The sequence below is a fragment of the Erwinia typographi genome (genome assembly GCF_000773975.1).
GTDB classification, from domain to species: domain Bacteria; phylum Pseudomonadota; class Gammaproteobacteria; order Enterobacterales; family Enterobacteriaceae; genus Erwinia; species Erwinia typographi.
On the sequence record NZ_JRUQ01000091.1, the window covers coordinates 1 to 26,283 of the forward strand.

The window sequence follows — 26,283 nt, forward strand, 5'->3', positions numbered from 1 at the left end:
TCCGGCAGCGGCGTGAAAACTCCGCCAGAAGAACCTGTGACCGCAACAGTTGCTACCCCGCCGCAAGATGAAACCAACAAGGTAGCCAGCGTACATACACCACCTCCGGCTGACACAGAAGCCTCCGGCAGCGGCGTGGAAAGGCCGCCAGAAGAACCTGTGACCGCAACAGTTGCTACCCCGCCGCAAGATCCAAGCAACGAGGTTGAGATGACCGGCGAGGACAGTCAATCCCCTACTACGCAGCAGACGCACAGCAGTGCACCTGGGGCAGCGGTTCCTCATCCAGCAGGTGAAACAATTCTGGCCAGAGATTTACAACGTCAGCACTCGGCACGGTTTGGCGATCCGTTCGCTAACGCTTCGTTACCGACCAGACCAGCCCCAGCCAGATTACGTGAAGACAGGAATACCCTGCATCTGCAAAACATGTTAAATCAGCAGGCGTCGGAAAGATTATCAGCATCGGATCGTACGGACAGCGGTGTGACTAAGCCGCCAAGGGCGAAGCTTAGGGACTGAGGATTTTAGTTATAACCAGCTATTTTAAAATGCATTATAAAAAAAGACCGAAGACGATTCCTATCTTCGGTCCAGGGAAATGGCTCCTTGTGAGAGCCGTGCGCTAAAAGTTGGCATTTATGCAGGCGATGTCGCCTTGCCCTTTAAAAGGTAGTACAGATACGAGGGATTTCCAGCCAGTTGTAAACGGCTTGTGGGAAAGATGTTGGCTCTGTGATCGTGGCGGCAGAAACAGGCTGGCTGCCTTGCCAGATGGCAAGACAGCCGTTACCACGTCGGTCGGCAGTCGGGTAAATAATCTGGCTGATTAGCGTATTAGCTAACGTTCAGGGCCTAATCGCAGAGTTTCTGGGTGCGCTCAACAATCGCCGTCAGGCTCATCTTCTGACCTGGCTGCTGCGGGTCGTCGCTCTGGATAACGCTGATATTCTGCCCTTTAGCCTGGCCGTTTTTCACCAGCTCACTGGCGGTATCATTCAGCGGGTACTGCATCAGCGTGCTGGGGTTGATGGCAAACAGCGCGCCGCCTTTGGCACAGGTCAGCATCACCTCTTCCCGGTTAAACGGCCACTTATCCTTGCCCACTTCGAAACGGCTGACGGTGATAATCTGCGCCGCCATAGCGCTGGAACAAAAACTCATAGCAATCATCAGGCTGGCCAATTTTTTCATGGTGTCACTATACCTCTTGAGATAACGCCTGCCTTCTACAGGCGGTAGAAATAATCAGGCTCAGGCTGGCTCAAGCGTGGCAAACACGCTGACCAGCAGCAGAACCAGCGCGGCAAGCACCAGCTCTGCCAGCGTAGTAAGCAAAAATTTCTGCTGGGCGTTCTCACCGCTGCGCTGAAAGCGCGGCACCAGCCAGTAGCGGTTAAATACCGCCACGCAGCCCATTAGCAACACCAGCAGCGCTTTAGCCAGCAGCAGCTGGCTGTACAGCCCAAAATGGATCGGCGGCCAGCCTGGCAGCAGCAACAGCGCGTTGATTGCGCCGCTAATCACCACCAGCGCCACCGCAAGGTGCCCGTAGCGGGAGAAACGCATCAGCGTGCGAATGGCTTCGTAGCGCGTCGCCATCTGCCTGGCCTCTTTCATCAGCATCACTACCGGAACCAGTCCGCCAGCCCAGAAGGCGGCGCTGAGCAGGTGCACAGCCTGGTTGGTGCGCTGAAGCAGACCCATACCGCCATCCAGCATTGCAGCATGTCCAACAAAGGCCAGGCCGACAAGCTGCCCTGCCCCGCACAGCAGCAGCATCTGCTGGCGAACCAGCCCCTTAAGCTTCAGTGCGGCTACGGCGGCTACGGCAACAACAAGTTGCCACTGCCAGACCTGGCCAAAGCGGGTCTGGAGTACTGCCAGCCAGACCTCGGCATTGCCGATATCTGACCAGCCGTTCCCCATCAGGGCAGTTTGAGCAGCCAGCAGCAGAATAGCGGTCAGCATCCCCAGTAGCGCGCTGCAGCTCAGCAGCACGCTAAAACGCCCGGCCAGGTATCCCCTGAAGCGGGCCGGAGTCATCAGCGCGGTGAACAGACTGGCGCCAGCCAGCGACATCAGCGCAGCAAAGTGCAGCCAGCGGCAGAGGATATAGAAGATGCCGAGCGACATATTACTTAACGCTAAAGGTATAATTCCCCTTAGTCTTATGGCCGTCGACCGACAGCACATGCCAGTTAACCAGGTACTGGCCGCTGGTCAGAGGCTGCTGTAACGGGGCAATCAGCTGATTGTGTTGCGCGGGCGCGCGCTCGGCCTTCGCCAGCGGAACGGCTTTCTGATTGCCGTCCGTCACCTCAACGCCGCTGAAGGCCGGTTCAATATCTTCAGAGAAGGTGAGCGTCAGCGCCTGAGGAGAAGCCTCAGCGTGGGCATTAGCGGCAGGGTACTGGCTCTTCAGATGAGCATGAGCAGAAGCCTGCTGTGAGAAAGCGGCGGCGGTCAGCGCCAGGGCAAAAAGCATGGTGAACTTACGCAATGTCGTATCATCCTGTCCTTGGCAGCCCAATAGCTGCGATGAGGCCGAAAGGATACTCCGCTTAAAATAAGGTGTCGAGCCGTTAACACCACAGGACGTTGCCAGGCTTGCGAAAGTGCACTAACTGCTATATTTTCCCTGCCGGAAGAGGAGAAACCCGATGAAAAACAACCTGGCTGAACTGCCACAGGAAGAGAAAGATAAGGTTAACGTCGACCTTGCCGCCGCTGGCGTGGCGTTTAAAGAGCGCTATAACATGCCGGTGGTCGCCGAAATGGTAGAACGCGAGCAGCCCGAAGCGCTGCGCGAGTGGTTCCGCCAGCGTCTGACGCAGTATCGTCAGGCCTCGCTGAACTTCTCACGTCTGCCTTATGAGCCGAAGCAGAAATAGCGCAACGACTTATTTCGCTTGTTTTTCCTTACCGCTTCGGTTGTGATAAAGACCTCAATCAGACCCTGCCGGAGAGCTTATGTCTGTCTGGAGTATCGCTGCCGCCCAATCAGGATCGCGTCCAGGTGACATTGCCTGGAACATTACCCATCATCTTGAATTTATTGCTCAGGCTGCGGCCCACCATGTCGACCTGATGATCTTCCCAGAGCTTTCCCTCACCGGCTACGAGCTGGCGCTGGTGCCCCAGCTGGCCATGACCATGGACGATCCTCGTTTACAGGTTTTTGCCGACGCCGCCAGCGAAAAACAAATGTCGCTAGTGATCGGGCTGCCGCTGTTAACCGGGCAGGATACGCTGCTGAGCGCTATCGCATTCTTGCCTGACGGCACGCGCATGGCCTATGGCAAGCGGAACCTGTTCGGCGATGAGAAGCTTTTTTTCAGCGCAGGGGAAGGCGTTCCGCTCTTTGGCTATCAGCATCATCATGTGGCGATGGCCATCTGTGCCGATATCAGCGTTGAAGAGTTTGCCCGCGATGCGGCCAGGCGCGGCGCGAATCTTTACGCTACCGGCGTGCTGGTGTCAGAAAATGGCTACCTTAATGATTGTGCTTATCTGGCCCGCTGGTCACGCGACTATAAGATGGCGGTGCTGATGGCTAACCACGCCCTGCCCACCGGCGGCTATCAGAGTGCGGGTAAGAGCGCGCTGTGGGATGAAAGCGGCAAGCAGGTTATCGTCGGCGGCGAAAGCGAGCAGTTAGTGGTTGCGAGAAGAACCGGTAAAGATTGGCAAGGAGAGGTGCATTCGTTACGCTACCCGTCAGTTATTTAAAAGGGACGAATTATGCTACGCGTGATAGATACCGAAACCTGCGGCCTGCAGGGCGGGATAGTTGAAGTGGCTTCGGTCGATGTGATTGATGGCAAGATAGTGAATCCAATGAGCGACCTGATCTGCCCGGACCGGCCGATCGGCCATCAGGCGATGGCTATCCATCGCATTACGGAAGCGATGGTGGCGGACAAGCCTCCGATCGAGCAGGCTATAAGCCGCTATCACGGCAGCCCCTACTACGTCGCGCACAATGCCAGCTTTGACCGGCGGATGCTGCCGGAGATGCACGGAGAGTGGATATGCACCATGACTCTGGCGCGCGGGCTCTGGCCGGGCATTAAGTACAGCAACCAGGCGCTAAGGGAAACCTTACGGCTTGAGGTGACGCCACCAGCGGATCTTCACGCACACCGGGCGCTGTACGACTGCTACGTCACCGCCGCCCTGCTAATCCGAATTATGGATTTTTCCGGCTGGGATGCGGAGGAAATGGTGCGACGGATGCTGGTGCGCGGCTCCAGTACCACCTTTCCTTTCGGTAAATATCGCGGCAGCAAGATCGATGACGTGGTGAAGCGCGATCCGGGCTATCTTAAATGGATGCTGAAAAATATCCCGGATCTGAAACCAGACCTGCGCAGCGCGATGGAGCGGGCGCTGTCGTCGGCTGATTAGTTAGCGTCGCCCGCGCTGAGCGTCTCCTGCGCCAGCGCGATAATAAAGGCGTATTCCAGCGCCACTCCTTCATAAGCTTTAAATCTGCCCGACTTGCCGCCGTGACCGGATTCCATATCCGTAAAGATCATCAGCAGATTGCCATCGGTCTTCATCTCCCTCAGCTTTGCCACCCATTTTGCCGGTTCCCAGTACTGCACCTGCGAATCGTGCAGCCCGGTGGTGATCAGCAGGTGCGGATAGGCCTGAGCGCTAACGCAGTCGTACGGGCTGTACTGGCGGATATAGCGGTAATACTTCTCCTCCGCCGGGTTGCCCCACTCGTCATATTCACCGGTGGTTAAAGGAATGGATTCATCCAGCATGGTGGTGACGACATCAACAAACGGCACCTGGGCCACCACCCCGTGGAAGCGTTCCGGCGCCATGTTGATCACCGCGCCCATCAGCAGACCGCCCGCGCTGCCGCCCATCGCGTATAGCTTGTCCGGATGGCCGTATCCTTTTGCCACCAGCGCGTCGGTCAGGTCGATAAAGTCGTTGAAGGTGTTCAGCTTGTTCAGCAGCCTGCCGTCGTCGTACCACTGCTGGCCAAGCTCTCCGCCACCGCGGATATGGGTCAGAGCAAAAACAAAGCCACGGTCAAGCAGGCTCAGGCGGCTGGCGCTGAAGTCGGCATCCATACTGCTGCCGTAAGATCCGTAGCCGTACACCAGCAGTGGATTTTCCCCCGGCTGATAAAGATCGCGGTTGTATACCAGAGACACGGGCACCTCGACACCATCGCGGGCGGTAATCCACAGGCGTTCGCTGCGGTAACGGCTGGCATCGAAACCTTTTACCGCCGTCTGCTTAAGCACCTTGCGTTCGCCGGTATCCATATCCAGCTCAAACAGCGTGTCCGGGGTGGTCATTGACGAGTAGCCATAGCGCAGCCTGCTGGTTTCCGGGCTGGGGTTATATGAGAGCCAGGTAACCCAGGCCGGGTCGTCAAAAGCCACGCCACTCTCCCTGCCGGTCTGCCAGTTAATCTGCCGCAGGCTGGTCAACCCACGCTCGCGCTCCTCAACCACCAGCCAGTCGCGGAACAAGCTGAAGTCCTCCAGCACCACTTCCGGCCTGGCGGGGATCAGCGTCTGCCAGCGATCTTCGGCTGGCGTATCGCTGCGGTAAAGGCCGAAATTTTTTCCTTCGCGGTTAGAGCGAACATAAAAGCTCTGCTGATAGTGATCGACATTGTATTCGTGATCTTTCCGGCGCGGGCAGAACATCTGCGGCTCCGCGTCGGGACGAGCGGCATCCAGCAGCAGGACTTCACTGGTGGTGCTGCTGTTCAGCGTGATCAGAATAAACGCTTCCGAAGTGGTTTTGTGCACGCCAACGTAGAAGGTGTCATCCTGTTCTTCGTACACCAGCCGGTCTTGCTGCTGGCTGGTGCCTGGCTTATGGCACCAGACCTGATAAGGCAGCAGCGTCTGGCTGTCTTTCCGTACGTAAAACAGCAAGCTGCTGTCGCTGGACCAGCTAAAGCTGGAAGAGACGTTTTCCAGCACTTCCGGGTACCAGCTGCCGGTCTCCAGGTTACAGAAGCGGATGCCGTACTGACGCCGCGACAGATAATCCTCCGCAACCGCCATCACGGTATTATTCGGGGCGATGCCAATCCCGCCAAGGGTGTAAAAATCGTGGCCCTCCGCACGCTGATTGCCGTCCAGCAGAACATCCCAGCGTTCGGGTGTGGGGGTATCTTCCGGCTGGCGCGTATACAGCGTGTATTCGTTGCCCTCTTCATAGCGGCTTTGATAGCGGTAGCCGTTTTTCACATAAGGCACCGAGCTGTCGCGCTGGGGAATACGCTCAATGATCTCCTTCAGCAGGCTATCCTGAAGCGCCTGCTGCGACTGCATGATCGCTTTGCCGTAGGCATTCTCCTGCTGGAGATACTCCAGCACCGCAGGATCTTCCCGCTGGTCATCGCGCAGCCAGTAATAATTATCGGTACGAGTTTCGCCGTGCAGCGTCATTTCAAAAGGAATTTTTTTGGCAATCGGTGGTTTAAGCATCATTCGGTTCCGCGGGATCAATTACACAGGCTAAGGGTGGCAGCTGTCGGTGGGATTGCCAAGCACTATGGAGAGCGATTGACGAATTAGTGTAAAAGGAGCTGCCGGGATGGCGACGAGGTCAACCCGGCCGGGAGATCAGGCGGTAATCTTCTGCTTTTCGGCCTTGATATCGTCAGCCATACTGTCACGAACGTCCTGAGGGATTTTCAGCTCATCGCCCAGCGCCTGAAGGTAGCTGCGCTCCATAAAGTGGTCCACGTCAATCACCAGGTTGCTGAGGAAATAGACCTCCAGCGCCTCTTCTTCGTTTTTCACATCCCGCGCCAGCTGCTGTGGGTCCAGCGGCATATCAATAGCGCGCTGAATGAGTTTTTCAGCTTCAGCCCCCAATCCAGCCTGGTGGATATGCTCATTGATGGCCTGACGCTCCTGGCTGTCGATATGACCATCGCTTTTGGCGGCAAAGACCAGCGCCTGCACCAGGCGCTCAGCCCGACGATCCACCGGAGACTGCTGCTGACCATACTGCGGCTCATTCCGGTGCGTCTCGCTGACTCGCTCTTTGTACTTCTTCCACAGTATTGCGCCAGCAGCCGCGCTGCCGCCGATAATCAGCGCGTTCTTGCCATACTTCGTCAGCAGATTGCGGGAGGATTTGCTGGCAATCAGCAGCCCGGCCAGGCCGCCAAGCGCGCCGGGCGCGAGCATCTTACTCAGGCCTTCGCCCCCGCCCTTGCCCTCTTTACTGCCTCCCAGTACGGATTGAATCTGTTGCAGCCAGTTACTCATTTCCTCTCCTTCCTTCAGCAGAAAAATCCCAGCATAAAGGGAACCGCGTCAAGAAGCGTCAAGCCACGCAAAGCCAGGAAAACCTTACGCCAGCGCAGGCAGAGCCCTGTTGCCAGGCGCCCGACGTCAGGCAGGGAGAGATCAGGCGGCTTTAGCGGCGCGTGCCGAAGATTTGGCTTTACTGGTTTTACCTGCCTGAACGTCCGGCTCATGCAGGTCCGGCTCGCCAGAATCAGCGTGCAGATCTTCCGCCACCGCTTCAGCTGGCGTGGTGTCGCCCGCTGCCGCAGGCTCGCTGACTTCCGGCATTTTACTGGTGCGCAGAATATGCTGAACGGCCTCTTTGTTTTCAGCCAGGAACATGCCAAGCCGCTCGCGCTGCTCTTCGTCGAAGACCAGCGGCGCTTCGCCCAGCCAGTCGGAAAAGACTTCCGCCATATCGAGCATTTTGTCGTACGCGTCGGCTTCTTTCTTGCTGGCGAATGTCATCTTTTCCTCACCTTTTCTGACGACAACATATTTAATTTCAACAGCCATAGTCCACACCTCAGTTAACTGTATTTTTATACAGTATACCAGAAAGCGCCTTTTTGCTCAACTTAGGAAAGCGGATGTGCGCGCAATCGTTTTCGTTTATACTGCGCGCGTTTTTTTCATCCAATCAGGTAGAGATTATGACCACTCTTGGTACCGCGCTGCGCCCCGCAGCAACCCGCGTAATGCTGTTAGGTTCAGGTGAACTGGGCAAAGAGGTGGCGCTGGAATGTCAGCGTCTTGGCGTTGAGGTGATTGCCGTTGACCGCTATGCCGATGCGCCAGCGATGCACGTCGCCCACCGTAGTCACGTTATTAATATGCTTGATGGCGAAGCGCTGAAAGCGCTGGTTGCGCAGGAACGTCCTGATTATATCGTGCCGGAAATCGAGGCCATCGCCACCGATATGCTGATTGAGTTGGAAAAACAGGGGCAGCGCGTGGTGCCAACCGCCCGCGCGGCCCGCCTGACCATGAACCGCGAGGGTATCCGTCGGCTGGCGGCGGAAGATCTGGGGCTGCCAACGTCCTCCTACCGCTTTGCCGACAGCCACGACGCCTTTAGTCAGGCTGCCGGGGAGATCGGCTTCCCGTGCATCGTTAAACCGGTGATGAGCTCTTCAGGTAAAGGCCAGAGCTTTATCCGTGAGGCCTCGCAGTTGGATGCCGCCTGGGAATATGCTCAGCAGGGCGGACGAGCCGGTGCAGGCCGGGTGATCGTGGAAGGCGTGGTGAAATTTGACTTTGAAATCACCCTGCTGACCATCAGCGCGGTAGATGGCGTCCACTTCTGTGCGCCGATCGGCCATCGTCAGGAGGACGGTGATTATCGCGAGTCCTGGCAACCTCAGCAAATGAGCGAGCTGGCGTTACAACGCGCGCAGAAAATAGCGGAAACCGTGGTAAAAGCGCTGGGCGGTCACGGCCTGTTCGGCGTTGAGCTGTTTGTCTGCGGCGACGAAGTGATATTCAGCGAAGTCTCCCCTCGCCCACACGATACCGGCATGGTGACCCTGATTTCTCAGGATCTTTCCGAGTTCGCGCTGCACGTTCGCGCTTTCCTTGGTCTGCCGGTTGGCGGTATCCGTCAGTATGGCCCGGCGGCATCGGCGGTGATCCTGCCCGAACTGGACAGCGACAATGTCCAGTTTGCCAACCTCGGCGGCGTACTGGCCGCAGGCTTGCAGGTTCGCCTGTTCGGCAAGCCGGAGATTCGCGGCAAACGCCGTCTTGGCGTAGCGCTTGCCACTGGCGAGAACATCGACGAGGCGGTAACGCGCGCCATCGCTTGTGCGGCCGGTGTGAAGGTTAGCGGTTAAGTGAAATAATGAACGGGAGAGCAGCGCGGCGACTCAAGTCGCCCCTGTTGCTCTCCCTTTTAGCCGACAACCGCCTTAGCGTGCTCCCGCTACGGCCTCTTTAGCCAGCTGAGTAATACGATCGTAATCCCCCGCTTCCAGCGCATCGCCCGGAACCAGCCACGACCCGCCAATACAAAGCACGCTTTTCAGCGCCAGATAGTCACGGTAATTAGCCGGAGAGATGCCGCCCGTCGGGCAGAAGCGCACCTGCGGGAAAGGTCCGCCAATGGCCTGCAAGGCTTTTACGCCGCCGTTGGCTTCCGCCGGGAAGAATTTAAACTCACGCAGGCCATAATCCAGACCGGTCATCAGTTCTGAAACGGTGCTGATGCCTGGGATTAGCGGCACCGGCCCCGCAACGGCGGCCTTAAGCAGAGATTCAGTAATACCTGGGCTGATAACAAACTGCGCGCCCGCTTCGGTCACTTCCTGCAACTGCTGCACGTTAAGCACGGTACCCGCGCCGACAATGGCTTCCGGCACTTCTCTGATCATCGCCTTCAGCGCATCCATCGCGCAGGGCGTTCGCAGCGTCACTTCCAGGACTTTCACGCCGCCCGCCACCAGGGCTTTTGCCATCGGCACCGCGTGCTCAAGTTTGTTGACCACAATCACCGGCACAACCGGGCCGGTCGTCAGAATTTGCTCTGCGCTGGTTTTCCAGTTACTCATCGTTCTGCTTCTCCAAAGCGACGCGCGCGGCGTCAGGACAGGGATTCAGCATCTACCATACAGGATTGCCCTTCCCGCCGTCCATGCGCTTGCTCAGTTTTTTAAAACTACGGTTCATTTTTTTGAAATGGCTCCCGGCCCCGCGCAAAAAAAAAAGCCCCGCACCAGGGCGAGGCTTTTGCATGGCGGTAAAAGCAGCGTTGGGTTACTCGAACTCGTTCCAGGAACGGCCGTCTCGGGTAATCATCGCCACCGAGGCGACAGGCCCCCAGGTGCCGGCCTGATAAGGCTTAGGCGCTTCGTTATCTGCCGCCCAGGCATCCATGATCGAATCAACCCACTTCCAGGCCTCTTCCACCTCATCACGGCGAACGAACAGCGCCTGAATGCCGCGCATGGTTTCCAACAGCAGACGCTCATAGGCATCGGCCAGATGGGACTGATTAAAGGTCTCGGAGAAGCTCAGATCAAGCTTGGTGGTCTGCAAATTATGCTTGTGATCCAGACCCGGCACTTTGTTGAGGATCTGAATATCCACCCCTTCGTCCGGCTGAAGGCGGATGGTCAGCTTGTTCTGCGGCAGCTCCTGCCAGGACTCTTTAAACAGATTCAGCGCCGGGTTCTTGAAGTAGACCACCACTTCAGAACATTTGCTCGGCAGACGTTTACCGGTACGCAGGTAAAACGGCACGCCAGCCCAGCGCCAGTCGTCAATATCCACGCGGATAGAGACAAAGGTTTCGGTGCTGCTGGACTTGTTGGCATCCTCTTCTTCCAGATAGCCAGGCACTTTTTTGCCCTGTACAAAGCCGGAGGTGTACTGCCCGCGCACGGTTTTATCGCGCACGTTGCTGTGGTCAATCCGGCGCAGCGAGCGCAGGACTTTAACCTTTTCGTCACGAATACGGTCCGCAGAGAGATCCGCAGGCGGCGACATGGCAATCATGGTCAGAACCTGTAGCAGGTGGTTCTGGATCATATCGCGCATCTGCCCCGCTTTGTCGAAGTATCCCCAACGGCCTTCGATACCGACCTCTTCCGCCACGGTGATCTGTACGTGGTCGATGGTGCGGTTATCCCAGTTAGCCGCAAACAGCGAGTTGGCGAAGCGCAGCGCCAGCAGGTTAAGTACCGTCTCTTTGCCCAGATAGTGGTCAATGCGGAAGACCTGGTTCTCTTCGAAGAATTCGCCAACCTGATCGTTAATCTCGCGGGAAGTCTCCAGAGAGGTGCCAAGCGGCTTCTCCATCACCACGCGTGTAGGCTGAGCGTTAAGTTTGGCGGCACCAAGACCTTTACAGATCGCGCCAAAGGTACCCGGTGGCATAGCAAAGTAGTTGATGGTGACGCGTTTTTTCTGGTCAAGCATTTTACCCAGTTTGCTGAAGTGCGCCACATCGTTAACATCAAGGTTGCAGAAATCGAGTCGGCTGCTCAGTTTGTCCCACAGCGCCTCGTCGATTTTCTCCTTCATAAAGGTTTCCAGCGCTTCACGCACTACCTTGGTGTAGGCTGCTTTGTCCCAGTCGGCACGGCCAACCCCGATAATGCGGGATTCTTCGTGGATCTGACCGGCTTTTTCCAGTTGATACAGGGAAGGCAACAGTTTCCGGCGTGCAAGGTCGCCTTTGGCACCGAAAATCACCAGATCGCATGCCTGGGCTGTTTGTGTAACCGCCATTATATTCTCCTCGTTGCAGGATAAGCCTGAACCCTATGGTCCGTAAGCAGTCAGGCTCTTATTGTAATTTTCTTTCAATACAATGTACTGCTTTTGCTGGGTCCGCGTAAACCTGACAGCGCTCAACCAGCACAGAGTATGCAATTGTCCCCATTTTCCCACCGACCAAGCGGCAGTTCGTGCGTAATTTTTCGACTTTTTTGTTACTGCATTTACAACTGTGAAAGTTAGACACAGCTCAAAGTCTGATAAAAAAGGCAGGGTCAGGCACGCTTCCCCTGCCCGCAGCCAATTAGCGCACTGTATATTCTCTACAAATTGACATCGATTTCTCCTTTGATTGAAATCGTCAGAATGTATGAGTGGACGCCGTTATGAATATGCTGGAAAAAATCCAGGCGCACCTGGAACACCTTAGCAAATCCGAGCGAAAAGTGGCGGAGGTGATTCTCGCCTCCCCCGGCTCCGCTATCCACGCCAGCATCGCCCTGCTGGCCCGGGAAGCCGACGTCAGTGAACCCACCGTCAACCGCTTTTGCCACCGCCTGCAAACCAAAGGGTTCCCCGACTTTAAGCTACAGCTGGCGCAAAGTCTGGCAAACGGCACGCCCTACGTCAGCCGCAACGTTGATGAAAACGACAGCGTTGAGGCCTACTCTGCCAAAATTTTTGAATCGGCGATGGCCGGGCTGGATCGCGTGCGTAACGCGCTGGATGCCACGGCGATCAATCGCGCGGTGGATCTGCTGACCCAGTCGAAAAAAATCGCCTTTTTTGGCCTGGGCGCATCGGCCGCCGTGGCGCATGACGCGATGAATAAATTTTTTCGCTTCAATGTGCCTGTCATCTATTCCGATGATATTGTGATGCAGCGGATGTGCTGTATCAACAGTACGGAAGGCGACGTGGTGGTGCTGATTTCCCACACGGGCCGCACTAAAAATTTAGTCGAACTGGCGCAGCTTGCGCGGGAGAATGACGCCACGGTGCTGGCAATCACCTCTCCCGACTCGCCGCTGGCCCGTGAGGCCACGCTGGCGCTGGCGCTGGACGTCCCGGAAGACACTGACATCTATATGCCGATGGTTTCCCGGCTCGCGCAGCTGACGCTGATCGATGTGCTGGCCACTGGCTTTACCCTGCGGCGCGGGGCTAAGTTTCGCGATAATCTGAAACGGGTTAAAACCGCGCTGAAAGAGTCGAGATTCGAAAAAGAGGAGACGCTGGCGACGCTCTCTCGTCGCTAGCCGATCCGTAAAGGGTCGCTGTACCCGACCTGTTTGCAGTTACATTAAGTGAACCTTTTCAGGGATTGCTCCGGCAACACCCCTTTCAACGTCAACGGAGTCATACATGTCAAGACGTCTCAGAAGAACCAAGATCGTAACTACCTTGGGCCCCGCAACCGATCGTGATAATAACCTGGAAAAAATCATCGCTGCGGGTGCCAACGTTGTTCGTCTGAACTTCTCTCATGGCACGGCTGAAGATCATATGCTGCGCGCCAATAAAGTTCGTGAAATTGCCGCCAGGCTTGGCCGCCATGTCGCGATCCTCGGCGATTTACAGGGCCCGAAAATCCGTGTTTCCACCTTTAAAGAGGGCAAGGTGTTCCTCAGCGTCGGCGACCGCTTCCTGCTGGATGCCAGCATGGCTAAAGGCGAAGGCGATAAAGAAAAAGTCGGCATCGACTATAAAGGGCTGCCCTCTGACGTCGTCCCTGGCGATATCCTGCTGCTGGATGATGGCCGCGTGCAGCTGAAAGTGCTGGAAGTGCAGGGAATGAAGGTGTTCACCGAGGTGACCGTCGGTGGACCGTTATCCAATAACAAAGGCATTAACAAGCTTGGCGGCGGCCTTTCGGCTGAAGCGCTGACCGAAAAAGACAAGGCGGATATTCATACCGCGGCGAAAATCAACTGCGACTATCTTGCCGTCTCCTTCCCGCGCTGTGGGGAAGATTTGAACTATGCCCGCCGTCTGGCGCGCGATGCAGGCTGTGATGCAAAAATCGTCTCTAAAGTTGAGCGGGCGGAAGCCGTCGCTACCCAGGAAGCGATGGACGACATCATCCTGGCCTCTGACGTGGTGATGGTTGCAAGGGGCGATCTCGGGGTTGAGATAGGCGATCCTGAACTGGTTGGCATCCAGAAGGCGCTGATCCGCCGCGCGCGTCAGCTGAACCGCTCGGTGATCACCGCCACCCAGATGATGGAGTCGATGATCACCAACCCAATGCCGACCCGCGCCGAAGTGATGGACGTGGCAAACGCCGTGCTGGACGGCACGGATGCGGTAATGCTGTCGGCGGAAACCGCTGCCGGTCAGTACCCTGCGGAAACCGTAACCGCGATGGCGAAAGTCTGCCTCGGCGCGGAAAAAATCCCCAGCATTAACGTCTCCAAGCACCGCCTTGACGTGCAGTTTGACAATATTGAAGAAGCTATTGCCATGTCGGCCATGTATGCGGCTAACCACCTGCAGGGCGTTACGGCGATTATCACGATGACCGAGTCGGGCCGCACCGCGCTGATGACCTCCCGTATCACGTCTGGCCTGCCGATCTTCGCTATGTCCCGCCATGAGCGCACGCTGAACCTTACCGCACTCTATCGCGGCGTGACGCCGGTGTTCTTCGACAGCCATAACGACGGCGTAGTCGCCGCGCACGACGCTATTAACCTGCTGCGTGACAAGGGCTTTCTGATGTCTGGCGATCTCGTCATTGTCACCCAGGGCGACGTGATGAGCACCACCGGTACGACCAACACCAGCCGGGTTTTACGCGTCGAATAATTCCCCCCTCAAGTTATTGAGCCGCAAGGCTCAATAACTTTTTCTTATCTTCCCGTAGCACGTCCTTAGCCTGTTTACAGCCCTTCTGCCGTCTCTGAATGCCATATTGTGATCTATATCACACTTTCGACATTAACAACACTTATAACACGACTGTCACATCAATTCTATTGAATGATAATGATTACCATTTATAATCTCATCCTCAATAACAAACGGCACTTTATCGCCACAAAACCACACAAACTGGAGTCATTTTAGTTAAATATAGCTAAAACCACTGGATTGATGTGTCATTGGAAGTTTTACCTTCCCCTACAAGCATTAATGAATTTGAACTGATGCTGCGGCGTCAGACGTACAGGGTCGTCCTTTTTTCAGGACGGCAGGGCTTACTACGTCTTTTTTCTAAGGAATCGTTATGGTTTTACGTGCACAAACTCAGCCGGTGCCTCGTCTGCATCTTTCGCAAGAGGCCGCAGGCCCCCAGGATTATCTCTTTAATAATCAGCAGCTGGCCGCGTGGAATCAACAAACGCAGGAAGTGCTGACGCTGCTGTCCGGCACGATCAATACCGTTGAAAAACCGTTCAGCGGCATTCTCCCCCATGAGCTGGCGCCCAGGTTTTCCAGTGTCGATCTCAACGTGCCGCTAGGCAGTAACGAGGCGGCGCTGGATGAGCTGAAAGCGCTCTATCTGCAAGATGCAGTCTGGTTCCATCATCCTAAATATGTTGCCCACCTGAACTGCCCGGTCGTGCTCCCTTCCCTGCTGGCCGAACAGATCATGGCGGCGGTAAACAGTTCGGTAGACACCTGGGATCAGAGCGCGGGTGGGACGCTAATCGAGCAGAAGGTGATTGACTGGACGCTGGGACGTATCGGTCTGCCTCAGCAGGCGGATGGCATTTTCACCAGCGGAGGCACCCAGTCCAACCTGATGGCCATGCTGCTGGCGCGCGATAGCTGGTGTGCCGCGCACCATCCTGGCCACCTGATCAAGCATCAGGGTCTGCCGCAGGATGCCAGCAAATGGCGCGTGTTTACCTCAAAACTCAGCCATTTCAGCATTCAGAAATCGATGGCTATTCTGGGCCTGGGCTATGATGCCGTGATCCCAGTGGATTATGACGCGCAATACCGGATGGATGCGAACAAGCTACAGCAGGAGATCCAGCGCTGCCACCAGCAGGGGCTGATTCCGATTGCCGTGGTCGCCACCAGCGGCACCACCGACTTCGGCAGCATCGATCCGCTGCACACCATCGCCGACCTGTGCAAACAGCACGGGCTGTGGATGCACGTAGATGCGGCCTACGGCTGCGGCCTGCTGGTCTCTGAACAGCATCGCCAGCGCCTTGGCGGCATTGAAAAAGCCGATTCCGTGACCGTCGATTACCACAAATCTTTCTTCCAGACGGTCAGCTGCGGCGCATTTTTTGTCCGCGACAAGCAGCACCTCAGCCATGTGACCCACCACGCGGACTACCTGAACCCGCTGAGCGCTCAGCAGGAAGGGACGCCAAACCTGGTGAACAAAAGCATCCAGACCACTCGCCGCTTTGACGCGCTGAAAATGTGGATGACGCTGCGCATTATGGGACCATCGGCGCTGGGTGAGGCGTTTGACGCCATCATCGACCTGACGCAGACCGCCCATACGCTGCTCAGCGCGCATCCGGCGATTGAGGTCCTTCACGCGCCAGAGCTGACCACACAAATCTTCCGTTACGTACCGCGTCCCGGCATGAGCGACGCGGCAGTAGATGAGATCAACGCCAATATCCGTAAAACGTTGTTCCGCTCCGGCAGCGCGGTGATCGCCGGCACCAAAGTTGACGGTCGCCAGTATCTGAAATTTACCCTGTTGAACCCCACGACCACAGCGGCAGACCTGGAAGACGTGATTGCACTGATCGTGCATTACGGTCGTGAACAGGTTAAGCACTCTGCGCTGAATGCGGCTAATCAGTGAGACCCAGACTATGACTACTATCTATGATTTTATCGGCATCGGCATCGGCCCTTTCAACCTGGGCCTGGCCTGCCTGAGCGAACCGGTTGAGGGACTAAACGGCGTGTTCCTTGACCAGAACCCCGGCTTTGACTGGCACACGGGCATGATGCTGGAAAGCGCGCATTTGCAGACGCCGTTTATGGCCGATCTGGTGACGCTGGCCGATCCTACCAGCCGCTACAGCCTGCTTAATTATATGAAGCAGAAGGGAAAAATTTACTCTTTCTATATCCGGGAAGACTTTTTCCTGATGCGCAAAGAGTATAACCAGTACTGCCAGTGGGCCTGCTCACAGCTGAGCAACCTGCGCTGGAATACGCGCGTCGAGTATGTCAGCTACGATCAGGATCGGCAGTGCTACCGCATTCGCTCGGTCGACAGCCAGACCGGCAAGCCGCAGGAATGGCTGGCCCGCCATCTGGTGCTCGGCACCGGACCGGCCGCGTGGATGCCGGAGTGCAGCCTTCCTTACCGCGAGCGCTTCACCCACTCCAGCGAATATCTGGTTAACAAGGCCGAACTGCAAAAGAAAAGCTCAATTACCGTGCTGGGCAGCGGACAAAGCGCCGCTGAGATCTACTATGACCTGCTGAGCGACATCGACAGCTACGGCTATCAGCTCAACTGGGTTACCCGTGCGCCCCGCTTCTATCCGCTGGAATACACCAAGCTGACGCTGGAGATGACCTCTCCCGAATGGATTGACTACTTTCACGACCTGCCGCCCGCGAGGCGTGATGCGCTGAATGCCCGTCATAAAAATCTGTACAAAGGCATCAACAGCAGCCTGATCAACGAGATCTATGACCTGATGTACGTTAAGCAGCTGGACGGCGAGCTGAACGTTAACCTGTTCACTCACTCCGAGCTGAAAGGGATGCGCTGGCTGCCCAACGGCGAACTGGAGCTTTCGCTGCATCAGCAGGAACAGGACCGCGCCTTTACCCGCCGGACCGAAGGACTGGTGATGGCAACCGGCTATCACTACCGGCCACCAATGTTTATCGAAGGCATTGCCCAGCGCCTGCGCTGGGACGAGAAAGGCCGCTACGACGTGCAGCGCAACTACAGCATTGACCATGATAACCAGGTCTTCGTGCAAAATGCCGAGCTGCACACTCACGGATTCGTCACGCCAGATCTGGGAATGGCGTGCTACCGCAACTCCGTCTTACTGCGCGAGCTGGCCGGCAGGGAAGTCTATCCCGTCGAGCGCCAGATCGCTTTCCAGACCTTCCCGGCCCAATCGGAACGTTGATATGTCACAAACACTGTTTAGCAGAGCCCGTCCGGCGGGCCAGATCTCCCTCCGCCCGATGCAGGCTGAAGACGCCTCGCTGATCCACAGCTGGGTCACCCGTGATTACGCGCGCTTCTGGGGAATGCAAAACGACAGCCTGGAGCAGGTTGCCACTTTCTATCGCAACCTCACCGCGAATAATCCCACCGCCGCATTGATTGGCTGCTGTGATGATAAGCCGGTCTTCCTGATGGAGTGTTACCAGGCCGCGGAGGATGAGGTCGGCAAATTTTATCCGGCACAGCCGGGCGATTACGGTATGCATATTCTGATCGCCCCCGCTAACCGGCCGGTACGGCAGTTCAGCTGGCAGGTGTTCAGCGTGGTGATGGACTATATGTTCAGCCGCCCTGAGGTGCTGCGCGTGGTGGTGGAACCGGACGTGCGCAACGCCAAAATTCATCCGCTGAACAAGCGCGCGGGCTTCCGCTACCAGCACACCATCGATATGGGTCACAAAACCGCGTGGCTGGCCTTCTGCCAGCGCGACGACTACCAACAAGCCTTACTGCAGGAAACGCTGACTATGACTACTGCCAACCCGCTTCTTTCCGGCTCCCATCTGTCAGGCGACAACTGGGCGCAGGCCAACCGAATGCTAATCCGCAAGGCCATTGCCGAATTTGCCCACGAGAAAATTATCACGCCATCGGCGTTGGGCAACGGGATCTTCACGCTGGCCGTGCCCGGCGGCGAGGCCGACTATCAGTTTAAGGCACGCCGCCTGGCGCTGGATCACTGGGAAATTGACCCGGACTCGCTGAGCAAACAGGAGAACGGCCACCTGCTGACGCTGGACGCGCTGCAATTTATCGTTGAATTCAACCAGCAGATTGGCATTCCTGCGGCGATGCTGGCGACCTATATGGAAGAAATCACCAGCACGCTGTGCAGCAGCGTTTACAAGCTGCAAAAAAACAACCCGGACAGCGCTGCGCTGGTCAGCGCAGACTTCCAGACCGTAGAAGCCTCCATGACTGAGGGTCACCCCTGCTTCGTGGCTAACAACGGCCGTATCGGCTTTGATGCCCGGGACTATCTGGCTTACGCGCCGGAAGCCGCCTCGCCGATAAACCTGGTATGGGTGGCCGTTCACCTGCGCAACGCGCACTTCTCCAGCCTCAGCAACCTGGAGTACGAGCAGCTGATGCGTGATGAGTTGGGCCAGCCGGTAGTGGATGGCTTTAACCAGCAGCTGAGAGAAAAAGGGCTGGCGACGGATGACTATCTGTTCATGCCGGTGCACCCGTGGCAGTGGCAGAACAAGCTGCTGACGGTATTTGCCCCCGATATCGCCAATAACGACATCGTTTATCTCGGTACGGGCGACGACCAGTACCAGGCCCAGCAGTCCATTCGTACCTTCTTCAACCGCAGCCAGCCAAACAAGCGCTATGTAAAAACCGCGCTGTCGGTGCTCAACATGGGCTTTATGCGCGGCCTGTCGCCTTATTATATGGCTACCACTCCGGCGATTAACGAATGGCTGGAGGCGCTGGTGGCTGGAGATGAGTGGCTCCAGCGCTGCGACTTCCGCATCCTGCGTGAGGTCGCGGCAGTGGGCTACCACAACCGCTATTACGAAAAAGCCATCAGCGGCGACTCGGCCTATAAGAAGATGTTCGCGGCGCTGTGGCGCGACAATCCGGTAGCCAACCTTCAGCCCAACCAGCGTCTGATGACGATGGCCTCTTTCCTGCACGTCGATCGGCACCAGAAGGCACTGCTGCCCGCGCTGATCGCTGACTCGGGGCTGCCGGCTGAACAGTGGATTGAGCGCTACCTGACCTGCTACCTCAGCCCGCTGCTACACTGCTTCTACCAGCACGATCTGGTGTTTATGCCGCACGGTGAAAACCTGATCCTGCTGCTGGAAAATAATGTGCCGGTCAGCGCCTATATGAAGGACATCGGGGAAGAGATTGCCGTGATGAATCCGGATGCGGTGCTGCCGGAGAAGGTACAGCGCCTGGCGGTGGACGTTCCCGACGATCTGAAGCTGCTGTCGGTATTCACCGACGTTTTCGACTGCATCTTCCGCTTTATCAGCGCGATCCTCGACGAGTCCGCCACGCTGCCTGAAGAGAAATTCTGGCAGGCGGTGGCGAAGTGCGTGCAGGAGTATCAGCAGGCGCATCCGCAGTTCGCTGCTAAGTTTGCCCGCTACGATATGTTCACGCCGGAGTTTACCCTCTCCTGCCTGAACCGCCTGCAGCTGGCGAACAACCAGCAGATGATTAACCTGGCCGATCCGGCAGAAAACCTCAAGTTCGCCGGAACGCTGGTCAACCCGATTGCGGCGTTTCGCCAGAAATGATTAACCTGGCGTAAACGGCATCAGGCTGTGCGCCAGATAATTCATCAATCCGGCATAAAACTGGTGTATGTTGGCGCGGTCGCTTCGGCGGCCGCGTCTTTTATTATTTTATCCTTGCTGGAAGGAGCCAGAATGGCCTCATTTATTCCGGTGTCGAGCCTAACCCGCCGCCATCTGATTTTTCCTCTCTCCCTCGTGCTGTTTGAATTCGCGACCTACATCGCACACGACATGATCCAGCCCGGTATGTTGCTGGTAACCAGCGAATTTAACGTTGGGCCAGAGTGGGTTTCCGCCTCGCTCACCGCCTACCTGGTCGGCGGCATTGTGTTGCAATGGCTGCTGGGGCCGCTCTCTGACAAGCTCGGGCGCCGTCCGGTGATGCTGGCCGGGGTCGCCTTCTTTATGCTGACCTGCTTCGCTACGCACTGGGTGCAGAGCATTGAGCAATTTATCCTGCTGCGCTTTTTACAGGGGATCAGCCTTTGCTTTATCGGCGCGGTAGGCTATGCCGCGATCCAGGAGGCGTTCGACGAATCGCTCAGCGTGAAGATCATGGCGCTGATGGCGAACGTGGCGCTGCTGGCTCCCCTCGCCGGACCGCTGGCCGGTGCGGCCTTCCTCTCGATTGGCGACTGGCGCACCATGTTCTGGCTGTTTGGCGGCGTAACGGCGCTGGCGCTGATTGGGCTGTGGCAAACCATGCCGGAAACCTCCGGCGATCGGGGCACCTCGCTTTCGCTGAGGTCGCTAGGCAAAGGCTATTATTCGCTGTTAAGGGACCGGCAGGTGATGAGTGGATCGCTGGCCATTGGGCTGGTAACCATCCCCTGTCTCGCGTGGGTTGCCCTCTCGCCGGTGATCCTGATCCACGACGAAGGCCTGTCCCGCATGGATTATGCCCTGCTTCAGCTGCCGGTATTTGTGGCGATGATCGCCGGGAACCTCACGCTGGGGCGCCTGTCAGGCCGACTGCCGATTGAGCAGCCGCTCAAGCTGGGCGCGTGGCCAATCCTTGGCGGCCTGCTGCTGGCGGCGCTGTGCACCGCCATTAATCCGCACAGTTACCTGTGGCTGACGGCGGGGCTGAGCCTGTACGGCTTTGGCACCGGGCTGGTGAACGCCGGGCTGTATCGCCTGACGCTATTCTCCAGCAGCGCCGGTAAAGGCAGCGTAGCCGCCATGCTGGGCATGGTCAGCATTGTGGTCTTTGCCGCGGGTATTGAGCTGGCGAAAGGCGCTTACTTTAGCGGCGGCAGCTTCTGGTTTAGCGCGGTAAATCTGGCCTGCGGCCTGGCGTGGTTGTGGCTGGTGCGATCTTTCCTGCGCGAGCGCAAGCGTCGTTCGGCGATAAAGTCATCAGGCTGATGCCGTTCTGCGCTGTGCAAGACAAAAAAGGCGGAGTGCTGTTGATGCACCCCGCCTTTTTTCTTAGCGGCGATTACTTTTTGGGATAGATATCTTTGCGCTTGTAGGGCTCGATATCGCCCTCTTTGCGCGTTTTTAGCAGCTTGAGGATCCAGGTATACTGCTCCGGGTTTGGCCGCACCAGCCACTCAACCTCTTCATTCATCCGCCGGGCTAGCGTAGTATCATCCGCCTCCAGCAGGTCATCCATTGGTTCGCGCAGATAGATGTCCAGCCGGTGCGTTTTGCTGTTGAACACCGGGAACAAAGGAACGACGCGAGCGCGACAAACCTTCATCAGACGGCCCACGGCTGGCAGCGTGGCTTTATAAGTCGCAAAGAAATCAACAAATTCGCTGTGCTCGGCGCCGTGGTCCTGATCCGGTAGATAATACCCCCAGTATCCCTGGCGCACCGAGCTGATAAACGGCTTGATGCCGTCGTTACGGGCGTGCATACGGCCGCCAAAGCGGCGACGGATCGCATTCCAGACGTAGTCCAGCAGCGGGTCGCTCTGGTTGTGGAACATCGCCGCCATCTTCTGTCCTTCGGAGGCCAGCACCATCGCCGGAATATCCACCGCCCAGCCGTGCGGCACCAGGAAAATGATATTCTGCCCCTGAGCGCGGATGTCGTCGATAATCTCTTTGTTGTGCCAGCGGATACGGCGGCGGGTATGTTCCGGGCGCATCGCCAGCTCGGCCATCATCACCATCGACTGAGGCGCGGTAGCAAACATCTCATCAATGATTCTTTCGCGCTGCGCTTCCGGCAGCTCAGGCAGGCAGTAAAAAAGATTGATTTGCGCTCGCCGTCTGGCGCTTTTAGCCAACTTGCCGCCAAAGCGGCCCAGCCCGCCCAGCAGCGGATCGCGGATCGCAGGCGGCACCCAGGCCAGTCCCGCACAGGCACCAATTGCCAGCCAGCTTCCCCAGTGACGCGGCAACAGAAAAGATTTCTGAAAGGTAGGAATAAATTCAACGTTACTTTTTTTACTGTTTTCCATGCACTCGTCCCAGACAATAACCGGCTAATGATAGTGCGCACGAACAATTTTGCAATGCCCGAATCATTCCGTAGATAAAATGAAAAAGCCGGCGGGAAAACCCCGTCGGCCTTGAGATCAACGCAGAGATAGCCTTATTTAAAGCGTAGCTGCGGCATCACTTCACGCACCTGTGCCAGGTAAGCGCTACGGTCTTTACCGGTTAACCCTTCCATCCGCGGCAATTTTGCCGTCAGCGGGTTTACGGCCTGGTTATTAATCCAGATTTCAAAATGCAGGTGCGGCCCGGTGGAACGGCCAGTGCTGCCGGACAGGCCGATACGCTCACCGCGTTTCACCTTATCGCCAGGTTTGACCAGCAGTTTTTTCATGTGCATATAACGCGTCATATACTGGCGACCGTGGCGGATGGCCACATAGTTACCCGCTCCGCCGCTGCGTTTGGACACAATCACTTCACCGTCGCCAATCGCCAGCACCGGCGTGCCCACAGGCAGAGCGAAGTCGACCCCTTTGTGCGGCGCAATGCGGCCGGTTACCGGGTTGAGGCGACGGGGATTGAAGTTGGACGATACGCGATACTGTTTCACCGTAGGGAAGCGCATAAAGCCCTGCGTCAGCCCGGCAGCGGTGCGGTCGTAGAATTTACCGTCCGCGGCACGGATGGCGTAATAATCTTTGCCCCCTGACTGCAAACGCACGCCGGAAAGCTGGCTTTGCTCGCTTTTACCATCGAGCATCTCGCGTGACATCAGCACCGAGAATTTATCGCCGCTACGTAGCTTGCGGAAGTCCATTTGCCACTGTAACGCCTTGATCACCGAACTGATTTCACCACTGCTCAGCCCCGCCTGCCTGGCGCTGTTCACAAAGCTGCCGTTAACGGTGCCGGAGAGCACGATATCTTTCCACTCGCCTTTTTGCACTTCGGAAGAGGAGCTAAAGGTTGTGCCAGAGCGGTCGTAAGTGCGTGTTTCGCGGCGGGAGGCTTCCCAGCTCAGACGTTGCAGCTGACCGTCATCGGTCAGCGTCCAGCTCAGCTGCTGGCCCACCTGCAAATTACGCAAATCTTTGTCTACTTTAACCAGCTGATTAATGTCGCCCATATCAATGCCATACTGGTTCAGCACGCTGCTTAACGTATCGCCAGAAGAGACCACGTAGTCATGGGTGCCGGTTTCATTCGGCACATCCTGATCGATCTCATCCTTTGGCACATCATCCTCAGGCGCGGGCGTGTCCTGATCGATCGGTTCGCTGGCTTCAGGCAGCAGCGTTCTCAGCTGGTTTTTATCCAGTTCGATGCTTTTAACAATCGGGTTGGTTTCGTCGCTGGGATGGTAAACGTAAGGCCGCCAGACGGAGACGGCCAGGGTGACTACGGTGAGCGAACCCAGCATGATGCGGTGAGTTCGCGGCAATGTGTTAAACGCCATACTGACAGCGCGGGCAATCTGCTGCACTTATGAATTTCCTCTAGGCTCCTTTCAGGCAGCTCGTGTACTGGCTCGACAGCTGCGAAAGAAATTTCACATAGCTGTCTTTGGCAACAGTGATGTCAATTCCCAGCGGATCCAGCGTTCCAGAACGCACTTTGGTTCCTCTGGCAACCGCATCTATCACGGCCGGCCTGAACTGTGGTTCAGCAAAGACGCATACGGCCTTCTGCTCAACCAGCTGTGTTCGTATTTGATGTAGTCGCTGGGCGCCCGGCTGGATCTCTGGGTTAACGGTAAAATGACCCGTCGGGGTCAAACCAAAGTGTTTTTCAAAGTAGCTGTAAGCATCGTGAAAAACGAAATATCCCTTTCCCTTGACCGGCGCAAGCTGAGATCCAATTTGCGTATTGGCCGATGCCAATTCTGCTTCAAAATATTGCAGGTTCGCGTCTAGTTTGTCTCTGCTTTGCGGCATAAGTTCCAATAATTTTGCGTGGATTGCAACCGCCGATTGCCTTGCTATCTCTGGGGACATCCACAGGTGCATATTATATTCACCGTGATGATGCTCATGCTCAGACGCTTCGTGATCGTGGTCACTTTCATCATGGTGGTGCTCGTCTTCTTCATCGCCCTTGATTAACAGCGGTTTTATCCCAGGTAATTCTGATATTTCTATCGATTTTTGCGCGGGTAATTGCGCCACGGCTCTGGGCATAAAGGCTTCCATTTCTGGCCCGATCCACACCACCAGATCCGCGCCCTGCAAGCGTTTAATGTCAGATGGACGCAGTGCGTAGTCATGTTCGGAGGCACCGTCAGGCAGCAGAACCTCCACTGGCGTTACGCCATCGGCGATCGCAGCGGCAATAAAGCCTAAAGGTTTGATGGAAGCCACTACGGCAGAGTGGGCTGGCGCCGCAACCGAAGCGGCTAATCCCAGCACGGAGAACAGGGTAAAAAGCGGTTTTTTATTATGTAACATAATGCGTCAATCCATCGTGAGAAGTCGATGGAATGTGATATTATAACATTCTAAAACTTCTGCAAGCCGTAATATTTATGTCATCACTGATTACTCTGGAAAAAATTTCGGTCAGCTTTAGTCAACGCCATGTGCTTTCCGACGTGTCGCTGACGCTACAGCCCGGCAAAATTCTGACCCTGCTCGGTCCGAACGGCGCGGGTAAGTCGACGCTGGTGCGCGTGGTACTGGGGCTGATCCAGCCCGACCGTGGAACAATGGTCCGTCCGCCGCAGTTGCGTATCGGCTACGTGCCGCAGAAAATTCATCTTGACGCCACCCTACCCCTGACCGTCGAGCGCTTTATGCTGCTGCGCGGCGGCGTCAAGCGGGAGGACGTTCTGCCCGCGCTTAAGCGGGTGCAGGCGGCTCAACTGCTTAGCTCTCCGCTGCAAAAGCTCTCCGGCGGCGAAATGCAGCGCGTGCTGCTGGCCCGTGCTTTGCTGAATCAACCTCAGCTGTTGGTGCTGGATGAGCCTACTCAGGGCGTGGACGTTAACGGCCAGGTCGCGCTGTATGATTTGATTGACCAGCTTCGCCATGAGCTGAACTGCGCCGTGCTGATGGTCTCCCACGATCTGCATCTGGTGATGGCGAAGACCGACGAAGTGCTGTGCCTCAATCAACATATCTGCTGCTCCGGCACGCCGGAAGTGGTGTCTAAACATCCGGAATTTATTTCAATGTTTGGCACGCGCGGCGCTGAACAGCTGGCGATTTACCGCCATCACCATAATCACCGTCACGATTTACAGGGACGCATTGTATTACGCAGAGGACAAGGTCAGTGATTGAACTGCTTTTACCCGGCTGGTTCGCGGGATTTTTACTGGCGCTGGCGGCTGGCCCGCTCGGCTCTTTTGTGGTGTGGCGGCGGATGTCCTATTTTGGCGATACGCTTGCCCACGCGTCGTTACTGGGGGTAGCCTTCGGCCTGTTGCTCAACGTCAGCCCTTTCTACGCCGTTATCGCCGTGACGCTGCTGCTCTCTCTGCTGCTGGTCTGGCTGGAGCGTCGTCCCCATCTGGCCATTGATACGCTGCTGGGGATTCTGGCGCACAGCGCGCTGTCTCTGGGCCTGGTGGTGGTGAGCCTGATGTCCAACGTGCGGGTCGATCTGATGGCCTACCTGTTTGGCGACCTGCTCTCCGTCACGCCAATTGACCTTTACACCATCGCGGCGGGCGTGGCTATCGTGCTGGCTGTGCTGGCGCTGAACTGGCGGTCGCTGCTGTCGATGACCATCAGTCCGGAGCTGGCGCAGGTGGACGGCGTGAATATTCAGCGGACTAAAATGGTGCTGATGCTGGTGACGGCGTTAACCATCGGCGTGGCAATGAAGTTTGTCGGCGCGCTAATTATCACTTCGCTGCTGATTATTCCTGCGGCAACGGCAAGGCGCTTTGCGCGTTCGCCAGAGCAGATGGCGGGGATTGCGGTGCTGGTGGGGATTGTGGCGGTAAC

The 26,283-nt window shown here is 56.7% G+C and carries 24 protein-coding genes; 13 read left to right on the plus strand and 11 right to left on the minus strand.

Features of this window, described 5'->3' with window-relative positions:
* Positions 1 to 522: hypothetical protein (locus tag NG99_RS29520; RefSeq protein ID WP_232298369.1), on the plus strand; the 522-nt coding region annotated here is incomplete at its 5' end.
* Between the two features lie 333 nt (positions 523 to 855).
* On the opposite strand, the gene NG99_RS25160 is transcribed toward NG99_RS29520, so the two are convergent.
* The 3 genes from NG99_RS25160 to yobA are packed head-to-tail and all read right to left on the minus strand — an operon-like array spanning position 856 to position 2,488.
* Positions 856 to 1,194, minus strand: coding sequence for a YebY family protein (locus tag NG99_RS25160; RefSeq protein ID WP_034899140.1), 339 nt, complete (start codon positions 1,192 to 1,194; stop codon positions 856 to 858).
* Positions 1,195 to 1,254: 60 nt separating this feature from the next.
* Positions 1,255 to 2,136 (minus strand): copper homeostasis membrane protein CopD, encoded by an 882-nt coding sequence (copD, locus tag NG99_RS25165; RefSeq protein WP_034899141.1) that lies wholly within the window; start codon positions 2,134 to 2,136, stop codon positions 1,255 to 1,257.
* A 1-nt stretch (position 2,137) separates the two neighbouring features.
* Positions 2,138 to 2,488: a CopC domain-containing protein YobA gene (gene yobA, locus NG99_RS25170; RefSeq protein ID WP_034899143.1), complete on the minus strand. Its 351-nt coding sequence runs from the start codon at positions 2,486 to 2,488 to the stop codon at positions 2,138 to 2,140.
* 175 nt (positions 2,489 to 2,663) lie between these two features.
* Between yobA and NG99_RS25175 the strand changes: the two genes are divergently transcribed.
* The 3 genes from NG99_RS25175 (at position 2,664) to exoX (ending at position 4,410) form a co-directional block, all read left to right on the plus strand.
* Positions 2,664 to 2,894 carry a DNA polymerase III subunit theta gene (locus NG99_RS25175; protein WP_034899145.1) on the plus strand — a complete coding sequence of 77 codons (231 nt, stop codon included), beginning with the start codon at positions 2,664 to 2,666 and terminating at the stop codon, positions 2,892 to 2,894.
* A gap of 79 nt (positions 2,895 to 2,973) precedes the next feature.
* Positions 2,974 to 3,732 (plus strand): carbon-nitrogen hydrolase family protein, encoded by a 759-nt coding sequence (locus NG99_RS25180; RefSeq protein WP_034899146.1) that lies wholly within the window; start codon positions 2,974 to 2,976, stop codon positions 3,730 to 3,732.
* A 12-nt stretch (positions 3,733 to 3,744) separates the two neighbouring features.
* Positions 3,745 to 4,410, plus strand: coding sequence for an exodeoxyribonuclease X (gene exoX / locus NG99_RS25185; protein WP_034899148.1), 666 nt, complete (start codon positions 3,745 to 3,747; stop codon positions 4,408 to 4,410).
* Here exoX and NG99_RS25190 read toward each other — a convergent pair.
* The 3 genes from NG99_RS25190 to NG99_RS25200 form a co-directional block, all read right to left on the minus strand.
* Complete coding sequence (locus tag NG99_RS25190; RefSeq protein WP_034899150.1) at positions 4,407 to 6,473, minus strand: prolyl oligopeptidase family serine peptidase; 2,067 nt, start codon at positions 6,471 to 6,473, stop codon at positions 4,407 to 4,409. The genes exoX and NG99_RS25190 overlap by 4 nt on opposite strands.
* A gap of 138 nt (positions 6,474 to 6,611) precedes the next feature.
* The gene (locus tag NG99_RS25195) at positions 6,612 to 7,265 is read right to left on the minus strand and encodes a tellurite resistance TerB family protein (protein ID WP_034899152.1); all 654 of its coding nucleotides are present in this window, start codon (positions 7,263 to 7,265) and stop codon (positions 6,612 to 6,614) included.
* A gap of 141 nt (positions 7,266 to 7,406) precedes the next feature.
* The gene (locus tag NG99_RS25200; protein ID WP_034899154.1) at positions 7,407 to 7,802 is read right to left on the minus strand and encodes a YebG family protein; all 396 of its coding nucleotides are present in this window, start codon (positions 7,800 to 7,802) and stop codon (positions 7,407 to 7,409) included.
* Between the two features lie 137 nt (positions 7,803 to 7,939).
* On the opposite strand from NG99_RS25200, the gene purT reads away from it, so the two are divergent.
* The gene (purT, locus tag NG99_RS25205) at positions 7,940 to 9,118 is read left to right on the plus strand and encodes a formate-dependent phosphoribosylglycinamide formyltransferase (RefSeq protein WP_034899176.1); all 1,179 of its coding nucleotides are present in this window, start codon (positions 7,940 to 7,942) and stop codon (positions 9,116 to 9,118) included.
* A gap of 75 nt (positions 9,119 to 9,193) precedes the next feature.
* Here the strand turns inward: purT and NG99_RS25210 are convergent, their stop codons facing one another.
* Together NG99_RS25210 and zwf are read right to left on the minus strand one after the other, a co-directional pair.
* Positions 9,194 to 9,832 (minus strand): bifunctional 4-hydroxy-2-oxoglutarate aldolase/2-dehydro-3-deoxy-phosphogluconate aldolase, encoded by a 639-nt coding sequence (locus NG99_RS25210; RefSeq protein ID WP_034899156.1) that lies wholly within the window; start codon positions 9,830 to 9,832, stop codon positions 9,194 to 9,196.
* Positions 9,833 to 10,037: 205 nt separating this feature from the next.
* Complete coding sequence (gene zwf / locus NG99_RS25215; protein WP_034899157.1) at positions 10,038 to 11,513, minus strand: glucose-6-phosphate dehydrogenase; 1,476 nt, start codon at positions 11,511 to 11,513, stop codon at positions 10,038 to 10,040.
* Between the two features lie 374 nt (positions 11,514 to 11,887).
* On the opposite strand from zwf, the gene NG99_RS25220 reads away from it, so the two are divergent.
* From NG99_RS25220 to NG99_RS25245, 6 genes are all read left to right on the plus strand, one after another.
* A complete protein-coding gene (locus NG99_RS25220) occupies positions 11,888 to 12,760 on the plus strand; it encodes a MurR/RpiR family transcriptional regulator (RefSeq protein ID WP_034899179.1) in 873 nt (290 codons plus the stop codon).
* A gap of 106 nt (positions 12,761 to 12,866) precedes the next feature.
* Entirely contained in the window at positions 12,867 to 14,309 is a 1,443-nt protein-coding gene (pyk, locus tag NG99_RS25225; protein ID WP_034899160.1) for a pyruvate kinase, read from the plus strand.
* A 421-nt stretch (positions 14,310 to 14,730) separates the two neighbouring features.
* The gene (locus tag NG99_RS25230) at positions 14,731 to 16,284 is read left to right on the plus strand and encodes a pyridoxal phosphate-dependent decarboxylase family protein (RefSeq protein ID WP_034899163.1); all 1,554 of its coding nucleotides are present in this window, start codon (positions 14,731 to 14,733) and stop codon (positions 16,282 to 16,284) included.
* A 10-nt stretch (positions 16,285 to 16,294) separates the two neighbouring features.
* Positions 16,295 to 17,584, plus strand: coding sequence for a lysine N(6)-hydroxylase/L-ornithine N(5)-oxygenase family protein (locus NG99_RS25235; protein WP_034899164.1), 1,290 nt, complete (start codon positions 16,295 to 16,297; stop codon positions 17,582 to 17,584).
* Position 17,585: 1 nt separating this feature from the next.
* Positions 17,586 to 19,943: a GNAT family N-acetyltransferase gene (locus tag NG99_RS25240; RefSeq protein ID WP_034899166.1), complete on the plus strand. Its 2,358-nt coding sequence runs from the start codon at positions 17,586 to 17,588 to the stop codon at positions 19,941 to 19,943.
* A gap of 132 nt (positions 19,944 to 20,075) precedes the next feature.
* Complete coding sequence (locus NG99_RS25245; protein ID WP_034899181.1) at positions 20,076 to 21,311, plus strand: MFS transporter; 1,236 nt, start codon at positions 20,076 to 20,078, stop codon at positions 21,309 to 21,311.
* A 73-nt stretch (positions 21,312 to 21,384) separates the two neighbouring features.
* Here NG99_RS25245 and lpxM read toward each other — a convergent pair whose 3' ends face one another.
* The 3 genes from lpxM to znuA form a co-directional block, all read right to left on the minus strand.
* Positions 21,385 to 22,356: a lauroyl-Kdo(2)-lipid IV(A) myristoyltransferase gene (lpxM, locus tag NG99_RS25250; protein WP_034899167.1), complete on the minus strand. Its 972-nt coding sequence runs from the start codon at positions 22,354 to 22,356 to the stop codon at positions 21,385 to 21,387.
* 134 nt (positions 22,357 to 22,490) lie between these two features.
* Positions 22,491 to 23,819: a murein DD-endopeptidase MepM gene (mepM, locus tag NG99_RS25255; protein WP_034899169.1), complete on the minus strand. Its 1,329-nt coding sequence runs from the start codon at positions 23,817 to 23,819 to the stop codon at positions 22,491 to 22,493.
* A 13-nt stretch (positions 23,820 to 23,832) separates the two neighbouring features.
* On the minus strand, positions 23,833 to 24,780 hold the full coding sequence (znuA, locus tag NG99_RS25260) for a zinc ABC transporter substrate-binding protein ZnuA (protein ID WP_034899171.1): 948 nt from the start codon (positions 24,778 to 24,780) through the stop codon (positions 23,833 to 23,835).
* 77 nt (positions 24,781 to 24,857) lie between these two features.
* On the opposite strand from znuA, the gene znuC reads away from it, so the two are divergent.
* Positions 24,858 to 25,610 (plus strand): zinc ABC transporter ATP-binding protein ZnuC, encoded by a 753-nt coding sequence (gene znuC / locus NG99_RS25265; protein WP_034899173.1) that lies wholly within the window; start codon positions 24,858 to 24,860, stop codon positions 25,608 to 25,610.
* Positions 25,607 to 26,283: zinc ABC transporter permease subunit ZnuB (gene znuB / locus NG99_RS25270; RefSeq protein ID WP_034899175.1), on the plus strand; the 677-nt coding region annotated here is incomplete at its 3' end. The genes znuC and znuB, both read left to right, overlap by 4 nt.